The organism is Mycolicibacterium smegmatis (assembly GCF_001457595.1).
In the GTDB taxonomy this organism is placed as follows: Bacteria; Actinomycetota; Actinomycetes; order Mycobacteriales; family Mycobacteriaceae; genus Mycobacterium; species Mycobacterium smegmatis.
The window spans coordinates 1,582,895-1,597,794 of sequence record NZ_LN831039.1; the positions used below are offsets into that span (position 1 = coordinate 1,582,895).

A 14,900-nucleotide genomic window follows, 5' to 3' on the forward strand; every position below is an offset into this window, starting at 1 on the left:
AGCGATGTCCGAACCGGTGGTTTCACACGAGGTTCGGTCACCCTCGCTGTCCGACGCGGTCATCCCGCTCGTCGCACTCACCGTCCTGATCGGCGGTTCCGTCGCGCTTTTCGGGCTCAAAGCGCTCGACGGACCGATACAGGTCGCACTGATCCTGGCGTGTGCCGTCGCGGCACTGATCGCGCTGAAGAACGGCAACCCGTGGAGCGCGGTGCAGGTGGCCGGGCAGGGTGCGCTTGCGTCGATCACCAGCGCGTTGTTCATCCTGCTTGCTGTGGGTGCCCTGATCGGGACGTGGAACCTGTCCGGAACCATCCCGACGTTGGTGTATTACGGTCTCGGCGTTTTGTCGCCGGGATACTTTTACGTTGCCACAGCGGTGATTTGCGGTGCGGTGGCCATGTCGATCGGCAGTTCGTGGACCACCGCGGGCACCATCGGCGTCGGCCTCGTCGGCATCGCCACGATGCTCGGTGTCTCACCGGCGATCACCGCGGGCGCGGTGATCTCGGGCGCCTACCTCGGGGACAAGCTCTCACCGTTGTCGGAGACGACGATCCTCACCGCGCAGATGGTGGAAGTCGACCTGTACACCCACATCCGCAGCCAGGCGTGGACCTCGGTCCCGGCGTTCCTGATCGCGGCGGCAGGCTTCACCGTGCTGGGTGTCGCGGGACCGCCGGTGCGCGATGCGGTGCCGGAAAGCATCGAACTCGCCAAACTCGGGGAGATCTTCTGGATCAACCCCGTCAACCTCGTGCCACTGCTGTTTCTGGTGGTGCTGTGGTGCGGAAGGTTCCCGCGTCATTGGCGTTGTTGGCCTCGGCACTGGTCGCGGGCGCCCAGGCCGCGGTCTTCCAACGAGACGTCGTCACGGGCTTCGTCACCGAGATCGGGGCCAGCACGCAAGACGTGATCGGCTCGGTGCAGGCCGTGTGGACGGTGATGGCCAACGGTTTCAGCATCAACAGCGGAATCGGTGACATCGACCGACTGCTGTCGCGCGGCGGTATGGACAGCATGCTGCTGACGATCTGGCTGATCATCGGGGCCGTGACGTTCGGCGCGCTGCTGGAGAAATTCGGTCTCATCGACCGCTTGGTCCAGCCCATGATCGCGGCGGCCAAAACCACCGGCCGCCTGTATCTCTCGGTGTTCTGCACCGGATTCGGGCTGAACATCGCAGCCGGTGACCAGTACATAGCGCTGGTGTTGCCCAGCCGCATCTTCCGCGTCGAGTTCGCCAAGCGCGGGCTGGCCCCGCAAAACCTGTCCCGTCTGGCCGCCGACAGCGGGACGGTGACGTCGCCGTTGGTGCCGTGGAACTCGTGCGGCGCATTCATGGGGGCGGTTCTCGGTGTTCCGACGCTGTTGTACCTGCCGTTCGCGCTCTTCAACATCGCCAGTCCCGCGCTGAGTGTGTTCTACGGCTACACCGGCTTCAAAGTCGTTCGTGCGGAACCGGTCACAGAATCCGAGGGGGCATGATGACCACCACCGAATCACCTGTCAAGGACACCAAGGTCAGCCTGCCCACGCTGACCGCGATGGTCATCGGCTCGATGATCGGGTCCGGTGTGTTCCTGCTGCCCGGCCGGTTCGGGGCCGAGTCCGGGGTCGCGGGCGCGCTGATCGCCTGGGCGATCGCCGGTGCAGGCATGTTGATGCTGGCGTTCGTGTTCCAGCGCCTGGCGACGCGGAAACCGGACCTCGACGCCGGGTTGTTCGCCTACGCGAAAGCGGGCTTCGGCGACTACATGGGGTTCAACTCGGCGTTCGGGTTCTGGGCGTCGGCCTGCGCGGGCAACACGTCGTACTGGGTGTTGATCATGGCGACGACGAGCGCGCTGTTCCCCGCCCTAGGAGCCGGGGACACCCTGCTGGCGGTCATCTGCTCGACGATCGGCGTATGGCTGTTCTTCTACCTGATCCTGCGCGGTGTGAAGCAGGCCGCGGTGATCAACCGCATCGTCACTTGGGCCAAGGTCGTCCCGATCCTGGTGTTCATCGTGATCGCGGTCATCGCCTTCAAGGCCGATGTGTTCACCGGCAACTTCTGGGGCGGCGACGGAAACTATTCGTGGGCATCGCTGTTCGAACAGGCCAAGGGCACCATGCTGATCACGGTGTTCGTGTTCCTCGGCATCGAGGGGGCGAGCGTGTACTCGCGGTTCGCGCGTTAACGCGAGGACGTCGGACGTGCGACGGTCATCGGTTTCCTGTCGGTGCTTTCGGTGTTCATGTTGGTGACGCTGGCGTCCTACGGCGTGCTGTCGCAGGACGAATTGGCCGGCATATCGCAACCGTCGATGGCGTCGGTGCTGGAATCCATTGTGGGTGAGTGGGGTTCGGTGTTCATCCGGCTCGGGGTCATCCTGTCGGTGCTCGGGGCCTACCTGGCGTGGACGTTGATGGCGGCCGAGATGTTGTTCATCCCGGCCAAATCCGAGGACATGCCGCGGTTCCTGACCCGCGAGAACCGCAACGGTGCACCGGTTCCCGCACTGATCATGGCCGGCGGCCTGGTGCAGCTGCTGCTGATCCTGCTGCTGTTCGCCTCCGACGCACTGAATTTCATGCTCGACCTGACCGCCGCGCTGGCTCTGATCCCGTATCTTCTTGCCGCGGGGTACGCACTGAAACTCACGGTGACACGGGAAACGTACGACGGTGACCGCTCGCGGGTGCCCGACATGGTCATCGCCGCAGTCGCGACGTTCTACACGCTGTTCCTGCTGTACGCCGCGGGGTGGGACCACCTGCTGCTGAGTTGCATCCTGTACGCGGGCGGCGCGGTCCTGTATTGGTTGGCCCGCCGCGAGCGCAACCTGCGGGTGTTCACCCGGGCAGAGGCCGTGCTGTTCGGCCTCATCGTCCTCGGCGCGATCGGAGGGCTCTACGGGCTGATCTCCGGCGGAATCCAGATTTGAAGTCCCACACGATGAAAGGACCTTCCATGAGCAACCCCTCCGACGCGTACGGCGTGCACTCCGAGGTAGGCAAACTACGGAAGGTGCTGGTGTGCTCGCCCGGTCTGGCCCACGAACGACTGACGCCGACCAACTGCGACGACCTGCTGTTCGACGACGTGCTGTGGGTGCAGAACGCGCGCCGCGACCACTTCGACTTCATGGACAAGATGCGCGACCGCGACGTCGAGGTCGTCGAACTGCACGAACTGCTAAGCGAGACCATGGACATCCCGGAAGCCAAGGACTGGCTGCTGGACCGCAAGATCACGCCCAACGAGGTGGGGCTCGGGCTGGTCGATGACACACGCGGATTCCTCAACTCGCTGACGTCGCGCCGGCTCACCGAGTTATTGATCGGTGGGATGTCGATCAGCGATCTCCCGCCCGAGATGAAGTCCGGCTACCGGGCTTTGGCGCGCGAGGCCAACGGCGTCACCGAGTACCTGATGCCGCCGCTGCCCAACACGCTCTATACGCGCGACACCACCTGCTGGATCTACGGCGGCCTCACACTCAACCCGCTGTTCTGGCCGGCCCGGCACGACGAGACCCTGCTGATGAAGGCCATCTACGAATTCCACCCTGATTACGTCGACTCGAGAGTGTGGTGGGGTGACCCCGAGGCGAACTGGGGACTCGCGACCTTCGAGGGTGGCGACGTGCTGGTGCCGGGCAACGGCGTGGTACTCATCGGGATGAGCGAACGTACATCGCGGCAGGCCATCACGCAGGTCGCGGCCGAACTGTTCGACGAGGGCGCCGCCGAGAAGGTCATCGTCGCCGGCATGCCGAAGCTGCGGTCGGCCATGCACCTGGACACGGTGTTCACCTTCGCCGATCGCGACGTCGTCACCATCTACCCCGAGATCGTCGACTCGATCCAGACGTTCGTGTTGCATCCGTGCGACCGGGATCCCGGCGTCGAGGTGGAGGAGGCCACCAAGCCGTTCGTCGAGGTCGTGGCCGACGCGCTGGGCCTGGCGGAACTCCGCGTCGTCGAAACCGGTGGTACGAGGTACGACTCCGAGCGGCAGCAGTGGGACAGCGGCAACAACCTCGTCGCGGTGGAACCGGGTGTGGTGCTCGCGTACGACCGCAACACGCACACCAATTCGCTGCTGCGCAAGGCCGGTATCGAGGTCATCACGATCGTCGGCGCGGAATTGGGCCGCGGGCGCGGCGGCGGGCACTGCATGACCTGCCCCATCATCCGCGACCCTCTCGACTGGTAGGTACTAGAACACGTTCTAGTTTCGCTGTAGCCTGGTCGCACATCGAGAAAGGACCGGGGATGGCGACAGTTGGTAAAACGCTGGAAGGACGCGTGGCGTTCGTTACCGGGGCGGCTCGCGGCCAGGGACGGGCGCATGCCGTGCGACTGGCCGACGAGGGCGCCGACATCATCGCCATCGACGTGTGCGCACCCGTCGACGACACCATCACCTATCCGTCGGCGACACCGGAGGATCTCGCCGAGACCGTCGCCGCGGTCGAGGCGACCGGGCGCAAGGTCCTCGCGCGCGAGGTCGACATCCGTGACCTCGCGGCCCAGCAGCAGGTGGTCGCCGACGGTGTCGAGCAGTTCGGCCGGCTCGACATCGTGGTGGCCAACGCGGGCGTGCTCAGCTGGGGACGCATCTTCGAGATGTCGCCCGAACAGTGGGACACCGTCGTCGACGTCAACCTCAACGGCACGTGGCGCACCATCCGCGCGGCCGTGCCCGCGATGATCGAGGCGGGCAACGGCGGGTCGATCATCATCGTCAGCTCGTCGGCCGGGCTCAAGGCCACGCCCGGCAACGGGCACTACGCGGCCTCCAAGCACGGGCTCGTCGCGCTCACCAACTCGCTGGCTCTCGAGGTGGGGGAGTACGGGATCCGCGTCAACTCCATCCACCCCTACTCGATCGACACGCCCATGATCGAGCCCGAGGCCATGGCGCAGGTGTTCGCGAAGTACCCGAATTACCTGCACAGCTTCGCGCCCATGCCGTACCAGCCGGTCGGCGAAGGCGCCGAAGGGCTTTCGACGTTCATGACCCCCGAAGAGGTGTCCGACGTGGTGGCCTGGCTCGCCGGCGACGGCTCGGCGACCTTGTCGGGCAGCCAGATCGCCGTCGACCGCGGCGTCATGAAGTACTGAGTTCCCGCCAGAAATCTCTCGCGAGGGATACGGGACCCGGTCAGCCCGGTAGGACGAGCACCGGAACAGGGCTGTAGCGCAGGATCTTCGTACCGCGTTCGCCGAGGAACACACGCCGGACGGCGCCCGCAGGGGACGTGCCGATGGCCAGGACCTCGCCCTCGATCCACTCGATCGAGTCCAGCGCCTCGTCCCACGCGCTGCCGCTGGCGACGACGACCTCCACGTCCTCGCCGATGACGCCGTCGGTGGCCAGCCGGCGCAGCGAATCCTGTGCCTGCTCGATCCATTCCTGCAGGATGAGGTCTTCCTTGCTCAGCCCGACCAGCGGTGGATACATGCTGCGACCACGCACTGCGAACGTCACCACACGCATCGTGACACCCAACCGCTGTGTGAGGGCCGCGATGCGCTCGACGACGTCGACGGCGTCGCGGGTTCCCGGGTAGGCCACCGTGATCCGTGACAGCCCACCGCTTTTCGGGCGGCGGTAGCCGCGCGGGCTGACCGCCAACGGAACGGGGCACGAGTGCAGCAACCGGTCGGCCGTCGAACCGACCACCACCTGCCCCAGCTTGCCGTCCGCAGCCGAGCCCAGCACCAGGGCCTCTGCGTTCAGCGATTCGACCGCTTCCATCAGTCCGTCCGACACCGACCGGTGCGCGAACTTGTGGAAGGTGACCTCGAGTTCACTGTCGAGCTCGGAGATCACCTGGCGGGCCTGTTCGGCCGATGTCGACGCCAATTGCGCTGCGTACTGGGCATATTCGGCGTCGATGCGCGCCGGCGACGGTGTCATCCACGGACGCGGGACGACGGTCGCGACCGCGAGTGAGGTCTGCAGCGTGTGTGCCGCGCCGACGGCGAGGTGCAGCGGCGACGCACCCGCCTTGCCGGTCAGATAACCCACCACGACCGTCATGCGCGATCCGCCTTCGCTCCGTGCGCCGTGCGATCCGCCTTCGCTCCTCGCTGCGCCGTCATGCGCGATCCTCCGGATGCCCTGTCATGACATCGTCCTCACCAGCGGCCGCACCTGGGATGTACCCGTCGCCGCCGTCGTTGAGCGCACTGTGGCGTCGGCCCCACAGCAGGTAGAACAGCAGCACCGCACCGACCCACACGCTGAACCACAACCACGTGACCGCCGGCAGTCCGTACAACACGAACAGACACGCAATGATCGAAAGGACCGGCGTCACCGGATAACCCGGCACCTTGAACGAGCGCGGCAGGTCCGGTTCGCGCACCCGCAGAAGCACCACGCCCGCCGACACCACGATGAACGCCACCAGGGTTCCGATCGACACCAGATCCCACAGGTAGTCCAGCGGCACGAAGCCCGCGAGTGTGCCAGTCACCAGCGCCACCACGATGGTGTTGTTGATCGGGGTCATGGTGTGCGAGTTCACCCTTGCGAACATCGACGGCAGCAGACCGTCGCGGCCCATCGCGAACAGGATGCGCGTCTGGCCGTACATCACCACCAGCGTCACCGAGAAGATCGAGATCACCGCGCCGAACGACAGGATCGTGCTGGCCCACGTCTGGCCGTGCAGGATGTTCGTGAGGATCACCGCCAGCCCGGCCTCGGACTGTTCCTCGGAACCGAACTCATCGGCCGACTGCGTGCCCAACCCGGCGAACGCCACCAGGATGTAGACCGACGCGACGACCACCAGCGCGCCGAGGATCGCGCGCGGCATGGTCTTCTGCGGGTTCTTCACTTCGTCGCCTGCCGTGGAGACCGCGTCCAGACCGATGAACGTGAAGAAGATCGAGCCCGCGGCGGCCGTGATGCCCGCGAAGCCCTTGTCCCAGAACCCGGCGAAGTGGTCGGTGGTGAACGCCGTGAACGCGACCGCGACGAACAACGCGAGCACCGCGAGCTTGATGATCACCATGATGGTGTTGACCAGCGCGGATTCGCTCGCTCCGCGGATCAGCAGCAATCCGCACATCACGATCAGCAGCGTGGCGGGCAGGTTCATGATGCCGGGGTTCTCGCCCCACGGTGCCGACGTGAGCGCCTGCGGTATGCGGAAACCGAACACATCGTCGAGCAACTGGTTGAGGTAGCCGCCCCAGCCGATCGAGGTCGCCGACATCGAGACGCCGTACTCCAGGAGCAGGCAGGCCGCCACACCCATTGCCACGAACTCGCCCATCGTGGTGTAGGCGTAGGAGTACGTCGACCCCGAAACCGGCACGGCCGAGGCCATCTCGGCGTAACACAGCGCCGACAGACCGGCCGCGACACCCGCCAGGACGAACGAGACGAGCACCGCCGGACCGGCCTCCGGCACGGCTTCCTGCAGCACCAGGAATATGCCGGTGCCCACGGTCGCGCCGACGCCGAACAGCGTCAGCTGGAAGGTGCCGATACTTCGCTTGAGATGATCGGACGCACCGTGGGCGACCGGGGCGCCGATGACGGGCCGGCGTCGCATCATCTGACCGGCCATGCTGGTGGGCGGGGCTAACATGGTGCCTCCTAGGTGCCGATCAAGCGATTATCGGCGCACCTCCGCCAGGGTGTCGGCGAATCGGTCAACCGCCCAATCGATCTCTTCGGACGTGACGACCAGCGGCGGGGCGAACCGCAGCGTCGAACCGTGTGTGTCCTTGACCAGGACGCCGCGCTCGGCGAGCGCCACGCTGAGTTCCTTGCCGGTGCCGAGCGCCGGATCGATGTCCACCCCGGCCCACAGCCCCCGGCCCCGCACCGCGAGCACCCCGCGGCCGATCAGGTCCTGCAGGCGCGCGTGCAGGTGCGCACCGAGTTCGGTTGAGCGCTGCTGGAACTCACCACGCCTGAGCATGGCCACCACGGTGCTGCCGATCGCCGTGGCCAGCGGGTTGCCGCCGAACGTCGACCCGTGCTCACCGGGGTGCAACACGCCGAGCACGTCGCGGTCGGCGACCACGGCCGACAGCGGCACCACGCCGCCGCCGAGGGCCTTGCCCAGCAGATAGACGTCGGGCACCACGCCCCAGTGTTCGCACGCAAAGGTGCGGCCGGTGCGCGCCAGGCCGGACTGGATCTCGTCGGCGATCATCAGCACGTTGCGCTGCGTGCAGATCTCACGCACCCGGGGCAGGAAGTCCGGCGGCGGCACGATGATGCCCGCCTCGCCCTGGATCGGTTCGAGGAGCACCGCGACCGTGTTGTCGTCGATGGCATCGGCCACCGCGGCGGCGTCACCGAACGGCACGGACCGGAAACCGGGGGTGTACGGGCCGAACCCGCGGCGCGCGGTCTCGTCGTCGGAGAAGCTGATGATCGTGGTGGTGCGGCCGTGGAAGTTGTTGCGCGCCACCACGATGTTCGACTGGCCTGCTGCGACACCCTTGACGTCGGTGCCCCACTTGCGGGCCACCTTGATGCCGCTCTCGACGGCCTCGGCGCCGCTGTTCATCGGCAGGATCATGTCCTTGCCGCACAGTGTGGCCAGTGCTTGGGCGAACGGGCCGAGCTGATCGGAGTGGAACGCGCGGCTCACCAGGGTCAGCCGGTCGAGCTGCGCGTGCGCGGTCGCGACGATCTCGGGATTGCGGTGCCCGAAGTTCACCGCCGAATAGGCGGCCAGGCAGTCCAGGTAGCGACGGCCTGTCACGTCGGTGATCCAGACACCCTCGGCGCTCGCCGCCACCACGGGAAGCGGCGAGTAGTTGTGCGCGACGTAGCGGTCGTCGAGTGCGATGGCCTCAGCGATGGAGGTGGCGGCCGCCCCGGCGTCGTGGGGGTCCAGGCCATGGTTCACGTTGTCCAGGATGGTCATGGGTGCAGCTCCAATGTGCAGCATTTGACGGATCCGCCGCCTTTGAGGAGTTCGGTGAGGTCGACACCGATCGGTTCGAAGCCGGCGTGACGCAATTGCTCGGCGAAACCCGTTGCCGCCGCCGGCATCACCACGTTCTTCCCGTCGGAAACCACGTTGAGACCGAGCACGTAGGCATCGGCGGTGGCCACCTCGATCGCGTCGGGGTACAGCTCCTGCAGGCGACGACGCGAGTCGGGGCTGAAGGCCGGCGGGTAGTAGGCGACGGTGGTGTCGTCGAGCACCGCCAGCGCGGTGTCGAGGTGATAGAACCGCGGGTCGACAAGCTCAAGGCTGACGACCGGAAGCCCGGTGATCGCCGCGATCTCGTCGTACGCGCGGCGGTCGGTGCGGAACCCCCACCCGGCCAACAGGTTCGGACCGACCAGCAGCAGGTCGCCCTGACCCTCGTTGACGTGCTGGGTGAAGACGGGGTCGAGCCCGAGGGCGGCCGCCCACTCGGCGTACGCGTCGGCCTCGGGTGCGCGCTGCGGGTAGGCGAAGCGCGCGATCACGGCCGTGCGCCCGACGATGAATCCGCCGTTGGCGGCGTAGACCATGTCGGGCAGGCCCGCCCGCGGCGGCACCAGGTCGACGGTGTGGCCGAGGTCGCGGTAGATGTCGTGCAGTGCGCGCCACTGGTCAAGCGCGCGTTGCGTGTCCACCGGGGTCGTGACGTCCATCCACGGATTGATGGCGTATTCGACGGTGAAGTGGTCGGGAGCGGTCATGGCGTAGTGGCGGACGGTGGACCTGCGTGCCGGCGGAGCGGCGACGTCAGCCGAGGGGCCGTGCTGATCCGGGCGGACACGGTCATTCCAGATGACATCGTCGGAAATCGTCATGATTCGACGATATGAACCCCTGATCACGCAATCAATCGTGAGAACTTGCGCGATATACAGCGATATATTGCGTCTGGAACACATTCGCGTCGATTTCTTGCACAGGAGTGGATATGCCCCGGGTGGACGAGACGGACGAGCGGATTCTGGGCGTTCTCGCCGAGGATGCGCGGGCCACCTACGCCGAGATCGGAGCGCAGGTGAACCTGTCGGCCCCGGCGGTCAAGAGGCGTGTGGACCGCATGCTGGCCGACGGCGTCATCCGCGGTTTCACGACCGTCGTCGACCGCAACGTTCTGGGCTGGAACACCGAGGCGTACGTGCAGGTGTTCTGCCACGGCACCATCGCGCCCGACGAACTGCGGGCGGCGTGGGTGGACATCCCCGAGGTGGTCGGCGCGGCCACGGTCACCGGAACCGCCGACGCCATCCTGCATGTGTTGGCCCGCGACATGCGCCACCTGGAGGAGGCACTGGAACGCATCCGGGCCTCGGCCGACATCGAGCGCAGCGAGAGCATCGTCGTCCTGTCGAACATCATCGAACGTGCACGTGGTTGACCATCAAGATCAATTGGTTAGCTGTGGGGTGACGCACACCTGCGCCTGTCGATCGTGTAAAAAGCCCTCGTGACCACTTCAGCGCATTCTGCGGGCATCGTGATCGTCGGTGGTGGCCTGGCCGCCACCCGGACTGCCGAACAGCTGCGCCGTTCGGAGTACGCCGGGCCGATCACCATCGTCAGCGACGAGGACCATCTGCCGTACGACCGTCCGCCGCTGTCGAAGGAAGTCCTGCGCGCGGAGAACGACGACGTCACGCTCAAGCCGGCCGAGTTCTACGAAGAGAACAACATCACCCTGCGGCTCGGGTCGGGTGCGCAGTCGGTGGACACGGCCGCCCAGACCGTCCGGCTTGCCGACGGCAGCGAACTTCCTTACGACGAACTCGTGATCGCCACCGGGCTGGTGCCCAAGCGGATCGGTTCGTTCCCCGATCTGCAGGGGATCCGTGTGCTGCGCACCTACGACGAGAGCATGGCGCTGCGTGAGGACGCCAGGAAGGCCTCGCGTGCCGTGGTGATCGGTGCCGGCTTCATCGGCTGTGAGGTCGCGGCGAGCCTGCGCAAGCTCGGTGTCGACGTGGTGCTGGTCGAACCGCAGCCGACCCCGCTGGCGTCGGTGCTGGGCGAGAAGATCGGTGCGCTGGTGACCCGCCTGCACCGGGCCGAGGGCGTCGACGTCCGCTGCGGCGTCGGCGTGACCGAGGTGCGCGGCACCCAGAACGTCGAGACCGTGGTGCTCGCCGACGGCACGGAACTGGAGGCCGACCTGGTGATCGTGGGCATCGGCTCACGCCCGTCGGTGGACTGGCTAAAAGGCAGCGGCATCGAGGTGGACAACGGTGTCGTGTGCGACGAGGTGGGACGCACGAGTGCGCCGCACGTGTGGGCGATCGGTGACGTCGCGTCATGGCGCGATCACGTGGGTGGTCAAGTGCGCGTTGAGCATTGGAGCAATGTCGCCGACCAGGCGCGTGCCATGGTGCCCGCGCTGCTGGGGCAGGAGGCCTCGGCCGTCGTGTCGGTGCCGTACTTCTGGAGCGACCAGTACGACGTCAAGATCCAGTGCCTCGGCGAGCCGGAATCCGACGACACCGTCCACATCGTCGAGGACGACGGTCGCAAGTTCCTGGCCTACTACGAGCGTGACGGCGTGCTCGTCGGCGTGGTCGGCGGCGGCATGCCCGGCAAGGTCATGAAGACCCGCGGCAAGATCGCCGCCGGTGCGCCAATTGCCGAGGTCCTCGGCGGCTGACGCCGCAGCGATTTGTGGAGTTTTACCGGCGCTCAGCGCACGGAAAACTCCACAAATCGCCTACTCAGAACTCGCCCAGATAGAAGCGGGCGCCCTGATCGTCGGTGCATTCGGCCATCAGCCCGTACGGTTGCCGCGCCGGTGCGCTGATCACTGTGCCGCCGGCCTCGCGTACGCGCGTGACCGCGGCGTCGATGTCGGCGACGGTCCACATGGGCACCGTTGTGGCGCGGTCGCTTCCACCGGCCATGCCCGACATCGGTTGGCAGTTCTGCACGCCCCAGCCGTCGGCGATACGGCCCGGTTCGAACGTCCAGGACAGGACGTGGCCGTAGAACTCCTTGAACGCCGCGGAATCCGGCACGTTGTAGGTGATGTACGAAAGTGACCCGGGCCCAGTGCCGTTGACCGCAGGCCGCGGTGTGCCCGGTACGGGCTCGAACACCGCGAACGCCGTACCCGCCGGATCGGTCGCGTCCAGCACGGTTCCGAACTCGGACTCCCGCACCTCGCCGGGCGTGCCGCCACCGGCGGTGATCGCCCGGCGGGCCGCGTCCAGATCGTCGACGGCGTAACAGCAGAACATCGTGGGTGCTCCCGCGACACTGAAGATGCCGATGTGCTCCTGCGTGTTGGTGACCTGACGGGTGGCCGGGTCGTAGGTCCAGCCGAGGACGTGTCCGTAGAACGCGGCGGCCCGGTCGGCGTCGGGCACCCACACCGAGACGTAGCCGACGTCACCGTGCCGGATCGCCTCGACCGGTACGCGAACACCCACCGGCCCGGACAGCATCCAGCGGTGACCGGACGGGTCGATGAAGGTGGCATTGCGCGTGCCGTGGTCCTCGTACGGTTCGCGCTGCACCCGGGCGCCATGTGCCGCGGCCCGCGCGAGCGCGGCGTCGGTGTCAGGTACCGACAACATGAGGCTCACCGAGACAGCGTTGGGTGCAGGGGCTTTCAGGCCGATTTCGGGGAATTCGTCGGCGAGGTAGAGCACGCCGCCTGCGAGCAACAGTTCGGCGTGGCCGATGCGTCCGTCGTCCATCACGATCGGATCGCCGAGCACACGTGCGCCGAGTGCGTCGACGTAGAAACCGATGGCCGCGCGGGCGTCGGCGACGGTGAGGTAGGAGATCACCGCAGGGCGCGGCGCCGCCTGCGACGGCGACTTGAGTTCTGCGATGGCGGTATCGGTGCCGGTCATGACGACTCCTTCGGTTCGGTTGGGGAGTGTGAGTGCCGCCTCCAGACGTGCGCGCAACCGCGCCACGAACTCCGGGTCCGGGGCAACCGGAGGCTCGTCGTGCTGGTGCAGCACGGTCAGCGGGTCGTGATCTGCGTTCACGGCGCTCCTCCTTCCGACTGTGAGTCCCGTGGGTACTGCGCTCGAAATGCCTTGCGGGCCCGTACCAGAAGGGCCTCGGTGGCGTGCACTGTGCGACCGATGAGCTCGGCGCACTCGGGCACCGAACAGTCGTCCATGTAGCGCAGCGCGAGTACGGTGCGATGCTGCTCGGGTAACCGTGCCAGCACAGCCTCGGCGACGATGCGGTCCACGGCGGCGTCCCAGTTGTCGGCCGGGTCGTCCGGTTCGGGCAGTTCCGCCACGGGAACGCTGAACCGGTCGTGCCTGCGGCGGTAGTGGTCGGCGAGCTTGTGCCGTGCCACGCCGATCAGCCACGGCACCGTCATGGGCGGCGGCGACGGTTTGCGCGCGGCATCCATGGCCGCGAGGAACGTCTCAGACGTCAGATCCTCGGCGGTCCCGCGGTCACCGCAGCGCCGGACGAAGTATCCGTACACCACCGGCAAGGCCTCGTCGTAGAGCCTCAGCAGTGCCCGCGGAGCATCTGTTTCGGCACTCACACCCTTATCGTCGCGTCAGGACGCCGAACTCCGACGGTCCTCGGGCGAAAATTTTCTCGAGCACCCGAAAAATGGCTCGCGACCGTGGCCGGTTTGGGCCAGGCTGGGTTCGATGATCGAGCAATTCACGCGTGACGGATTCGTCAAACTGACACGGGTCGTCGATGTCGAGGTCGCTGACGCGGCAAGGGAATTGCTGTGGGAGCGCATCGGTCTCTCACCGGACGGTCCGTGGACCGAGCCTGTGGTGTGGACCAACGACTTCACCAATGCGGGCCCGTTCGGCCGGCTGACCAGCAGTCCCGTGCTGATCGAAGCCCTCGATCAGCTGTGCGGACCCGGTGGATGGGTGCGGCGTTTCGTGCTGGGAAACATCCCCGTGCGTTTTCCGGTCCTGCCTGCCGCAGATGACCGGGGCTGGCACATCGACGCGAACACCCCCGTGGACGACGGCACCTGGGCGGTGACCGGCAGGCCGCACACCATGCTGCTGCTGACCCTGCTCTCAGAGGTGGGGCCCGACGACGCGCCGACGCGTATCCGCGTGGGATCGCACCGCGACGCCGCGGCCGTGCTGGGCCCCGAACCCGTCGAATTCACGGCCTCGGGCCCGCTGCTGGACCGCGCGAGTGCGGACCGTCCGGTCGCAACGGCCACCGGGCAGGCAGGGGACATGTACCTGGTGCACCCGTTCACGGTGCATGCCGCCGACGAACACCGTGGCACGCGGCCACGTTTCATGGCGCAGACGCCGATCATGCTGACCGAGCCGCTGAGTCCCGACCGTTCGGGACCGCTGGTCAGCGCCTGGCATCCCGAGTGATCAGTGCGCGGGTTGCAGCGCATCCAGACCGGGGCGGGCCACCTCGAACGCGGCGGCGATGGCACCGCGAAGTGACACCGACTCGTCGGCCAGCCAGTTCTCGTAGGCCGACAGCGCGACGCCGAGCATCAGCCACGCCACGGTTTGCGGCATCAGATCCGTGGTGGACATGCCGAGGCGGTCGGCGACGTACTCGGCGATGACGGTACGCCAGCCGGCGTACATGGTCATCGAATACGCCTGCAGCTCTTCGGTTTCCAGGATCACGCGCATACGCTGCCGGTGCTCGGCCATCTCGTGGTCGGCGTAGGTGTTGAAGGTCAGCAGTGCCTCGCGCAGGGCGTCGCCGAGTGACACCTCGGAGCTGAGGGTCCTCAGCAGGTTCTGCAGGTGCTGCAGGTGTGAGTCGAAATCACCCCACGGGATGGCGCTCTTGGAGGCGTAGTACCGGAACAGGGTCCGTCGCGAGATGCCCGCGGCGGCCGCGACGTCGTCGACGCTGACCGCGTCGAACCCTCGGGCCGCGAACAGATCGATCGCCACGCCGGCGATGTGGTCCTGCGTGGTGGAGCGGCGACGCCCCGCGCGGGAACCCTCGGACATCTCTCAC

14 protein-coding genes and 1 pseudogene are annotated in these 14,900 nt (G+C 66.8%); 8 read left to right on the forward strand and 7 right to left on the reverse strand.

Features of this window, described 5'->3' with window-relative positions; translation table 11 throughout:
- Positions 1-4: 4 nt before the first annotated feature.
- The 5 genes and pseudogenes from AT701_RS35635 (at position 5) to AT701_RS07330 (ending at position 5,115) form a co-directional block, all read left to right on the forward strand.
- Positions 5-916 (forward strand): Na+/H+ antiporter NhaC family protein, encoded by a 912-nt coding sequence (locus AT701_RS35635; RefSeq protein WP_014877060.1) that lies wholly within the window; start codon positions 5-7, stop codon positions 914-916.
- Entirely contained in the window at positions 817-1,488 is a 672-nt protein-coding gene (locus AT701_RS35640) for a Na+/H+ antiporter NhaC family protein (RefSeq protein ID WP_223496113.1), read from the forward strand. The genes AT701_RS35635 and AT701_RS35640 overlap by 100 nt, the downstream gene beginning before the upstream one ends.
- Positions 1,485-2,930 (forward strand): annotated as a pseudogene (locus AT701_RS07320) (basic amino acid/polyamine antiporter). The gene AT701_RS35640 and the pseudogene AT701_RS07320 overlap by 4 nt, the downstream one beginning before the upstream one ends.
- A gap of 26 nt (positions 2,931-2,956) precedes the next feature.
- Complete coding sequence (arcA, locus tag AT701_RS07325; protein ID WP_058125554.1) at positions 2,957-4,204, forward strand: arginine deiminase; 1,248 nt, start codon at positions 2,957-2,959, stop codon at positions 4,202-4,204.
- Positions 4,205-4,263: 59 nt separating this feature from the next.
- Complete coding sequence (locus AT701_RS07330) at positions 4,264-5,115, forward strand: mycofactocin-coupled SDR family oxidoreductase (RefSeq protein WP_011727651.1); 852 nt, start codon at positions 4,264-4,266, stop codon at positions 5,113-5,115.
- Between the two features lie 40 nt (positions 5,116-5,155).
- On the opposite strand, the gene AT701_RS07335 is transcribed toward AT701_RS07330, so the two are convergent.
- Genes AT701_RS07335 through ddaH form a run of 4 tightly spaced genes read right to left on the reverse strand, consistent with a single transcriptional unit; the run spans position 5,156 to position 9,781 of the window.
- Positions 5,156-6,037: a universal stress protein gene (locus AT701_RS07335; RefSeq protein ID WP_058125555.1), complete on the reverse strand. Its 882-nt coding sequence runs from the start codon at positions 6,035-6,037 to the stop codon at positions 5,156-5,158.
- 58 nt (positions 6,038-6,095) lie between these two features.
- The gene (locus AT701_RS07340; protein WP_058125556.1) at positions 6,096-7,601 is read right to left on the reverse strand and encodes an amino acid permease; all 1,506 of its coding nucleotides are present in this window, start codon (positions 7,599-7,601) and stop codon (positions 6,096-6,098) included.
- A gap of 27 nt (positions 7,602-7,628) precedes the next feature.
- Entirely contained in the window at positions 7,629-8,897 is a 1,269-nt protein-coding gene (rocD, locus tag AT701_RS07345; protein ID WP_011727654.1) for an ornithine--oxo-acid transaminase, read from the reverse strand.
- Positions 8,894-9,781 carry a dimethylargininase gene (ddaH, locus tag AT701_RS07350; RefSeq protein ID WP_081319412.1) on the reverse strand — a complete coding sequence of 296 codons (888 nt, stop codon included), beginning with the start codon at positions 9,779-9,781 and terminating at the stop codon, positions 8,894-8,896. Before ddaH ends, rocD begins: the two co-directional genes overlap by 4 nt.
- Before the next feature lie 113 nt (positions 9,782-9,894).
- On the opposite strand from ddaH, the gene AT701_RS07355 reads away from it, so the two are divergent.
- Together AT701_RS07355 and AT701_RS07360 are read left to right on the forward strand one after the other, a co-directional pair.
- Complete coding sequence (locus AT701_RS07355; RefSeq protein WP_011727656.1) at positions 9,895-10,341, forward strand: Rv2324 family transcriptional regulator; 447 nt, start codon at positions 9,895-9,897, stop codon at positions 10,339-10,341.
- Between the two features lie 69 nt (positions 10,342-10,410).
- Positions 10,411-11,598 carry an NAD(P)/FAD-dependent oxidoreductase gene (locus AT701_RS07360; protein WP_011727657.1) on the forward strand — a complete coding sequence of 396 codons (1,188 nt, stop codon included), beginning with the start codon at positions 10,411-10,413 and terminating at the stop codon, positions 11,596-11,598.
- 64 nt (positions 11,599-11,662) lie between these two features.
- On the opposite strand, the gene AT701_RS07365 is transcribed toward AT701_RS07360, so the two are convergent.
- Positions 11,663-12,946, reverse strand: a complete 1,284-nt coding sequence (locus AT701_RS07365) for a VOC family protein (RefSeq protein ID WP_003892803.1) — start codon at positions 12,944-12,946, stop codon at positions 11,663-11,665.
- Positions 12,943-13,467, reverse strand: a complete 525-nt coding sequence (locus tag AT701_RS07370) for an RNA polymerase sigma factor (protein ID WP_003892804.1) — start codon at positions 13,465-13,467, stop codon at positions 12,943-12,945. The genes AT701_RS07365 and AT701_RS07370 overlap by 4 nt, the downstream gene beginning before the upstream one ends.
- Before the next feature lie 112 nt (positions 13,468-13,579).
- On the opposite strand from AT701_RS07370, the gene AT701_RS07375 reads away from it, so the two are divergent.
- Positions 13,580-14,290: a phytanoyl-CoA dioxygenase family protein gene (locus AT701_RS07375; protein ID WP_003892805.1), complete on the forward strand. Its 711-nt coding sequence runs from the start codon at positions 13,580-13,582 to the stop codon at positions 14,288-14,290.
- Here AT701_RS07375 and mftR read toward each other — a convergent pair whose 3' ends face one another.
- Positions 14,291-14,893, reverse strand: coding sequence for a mycofactocin system transcriptional regulator MftR (gene mftR / locus AT701_RS07380; protein ID WP_011727658.1), 603 nt, complete (start codon positions 14,891-14,893; stop codon positions 14,291-14,293).
- Positions 14,894-14,900 lie beyond the last annotated feature (7 nt).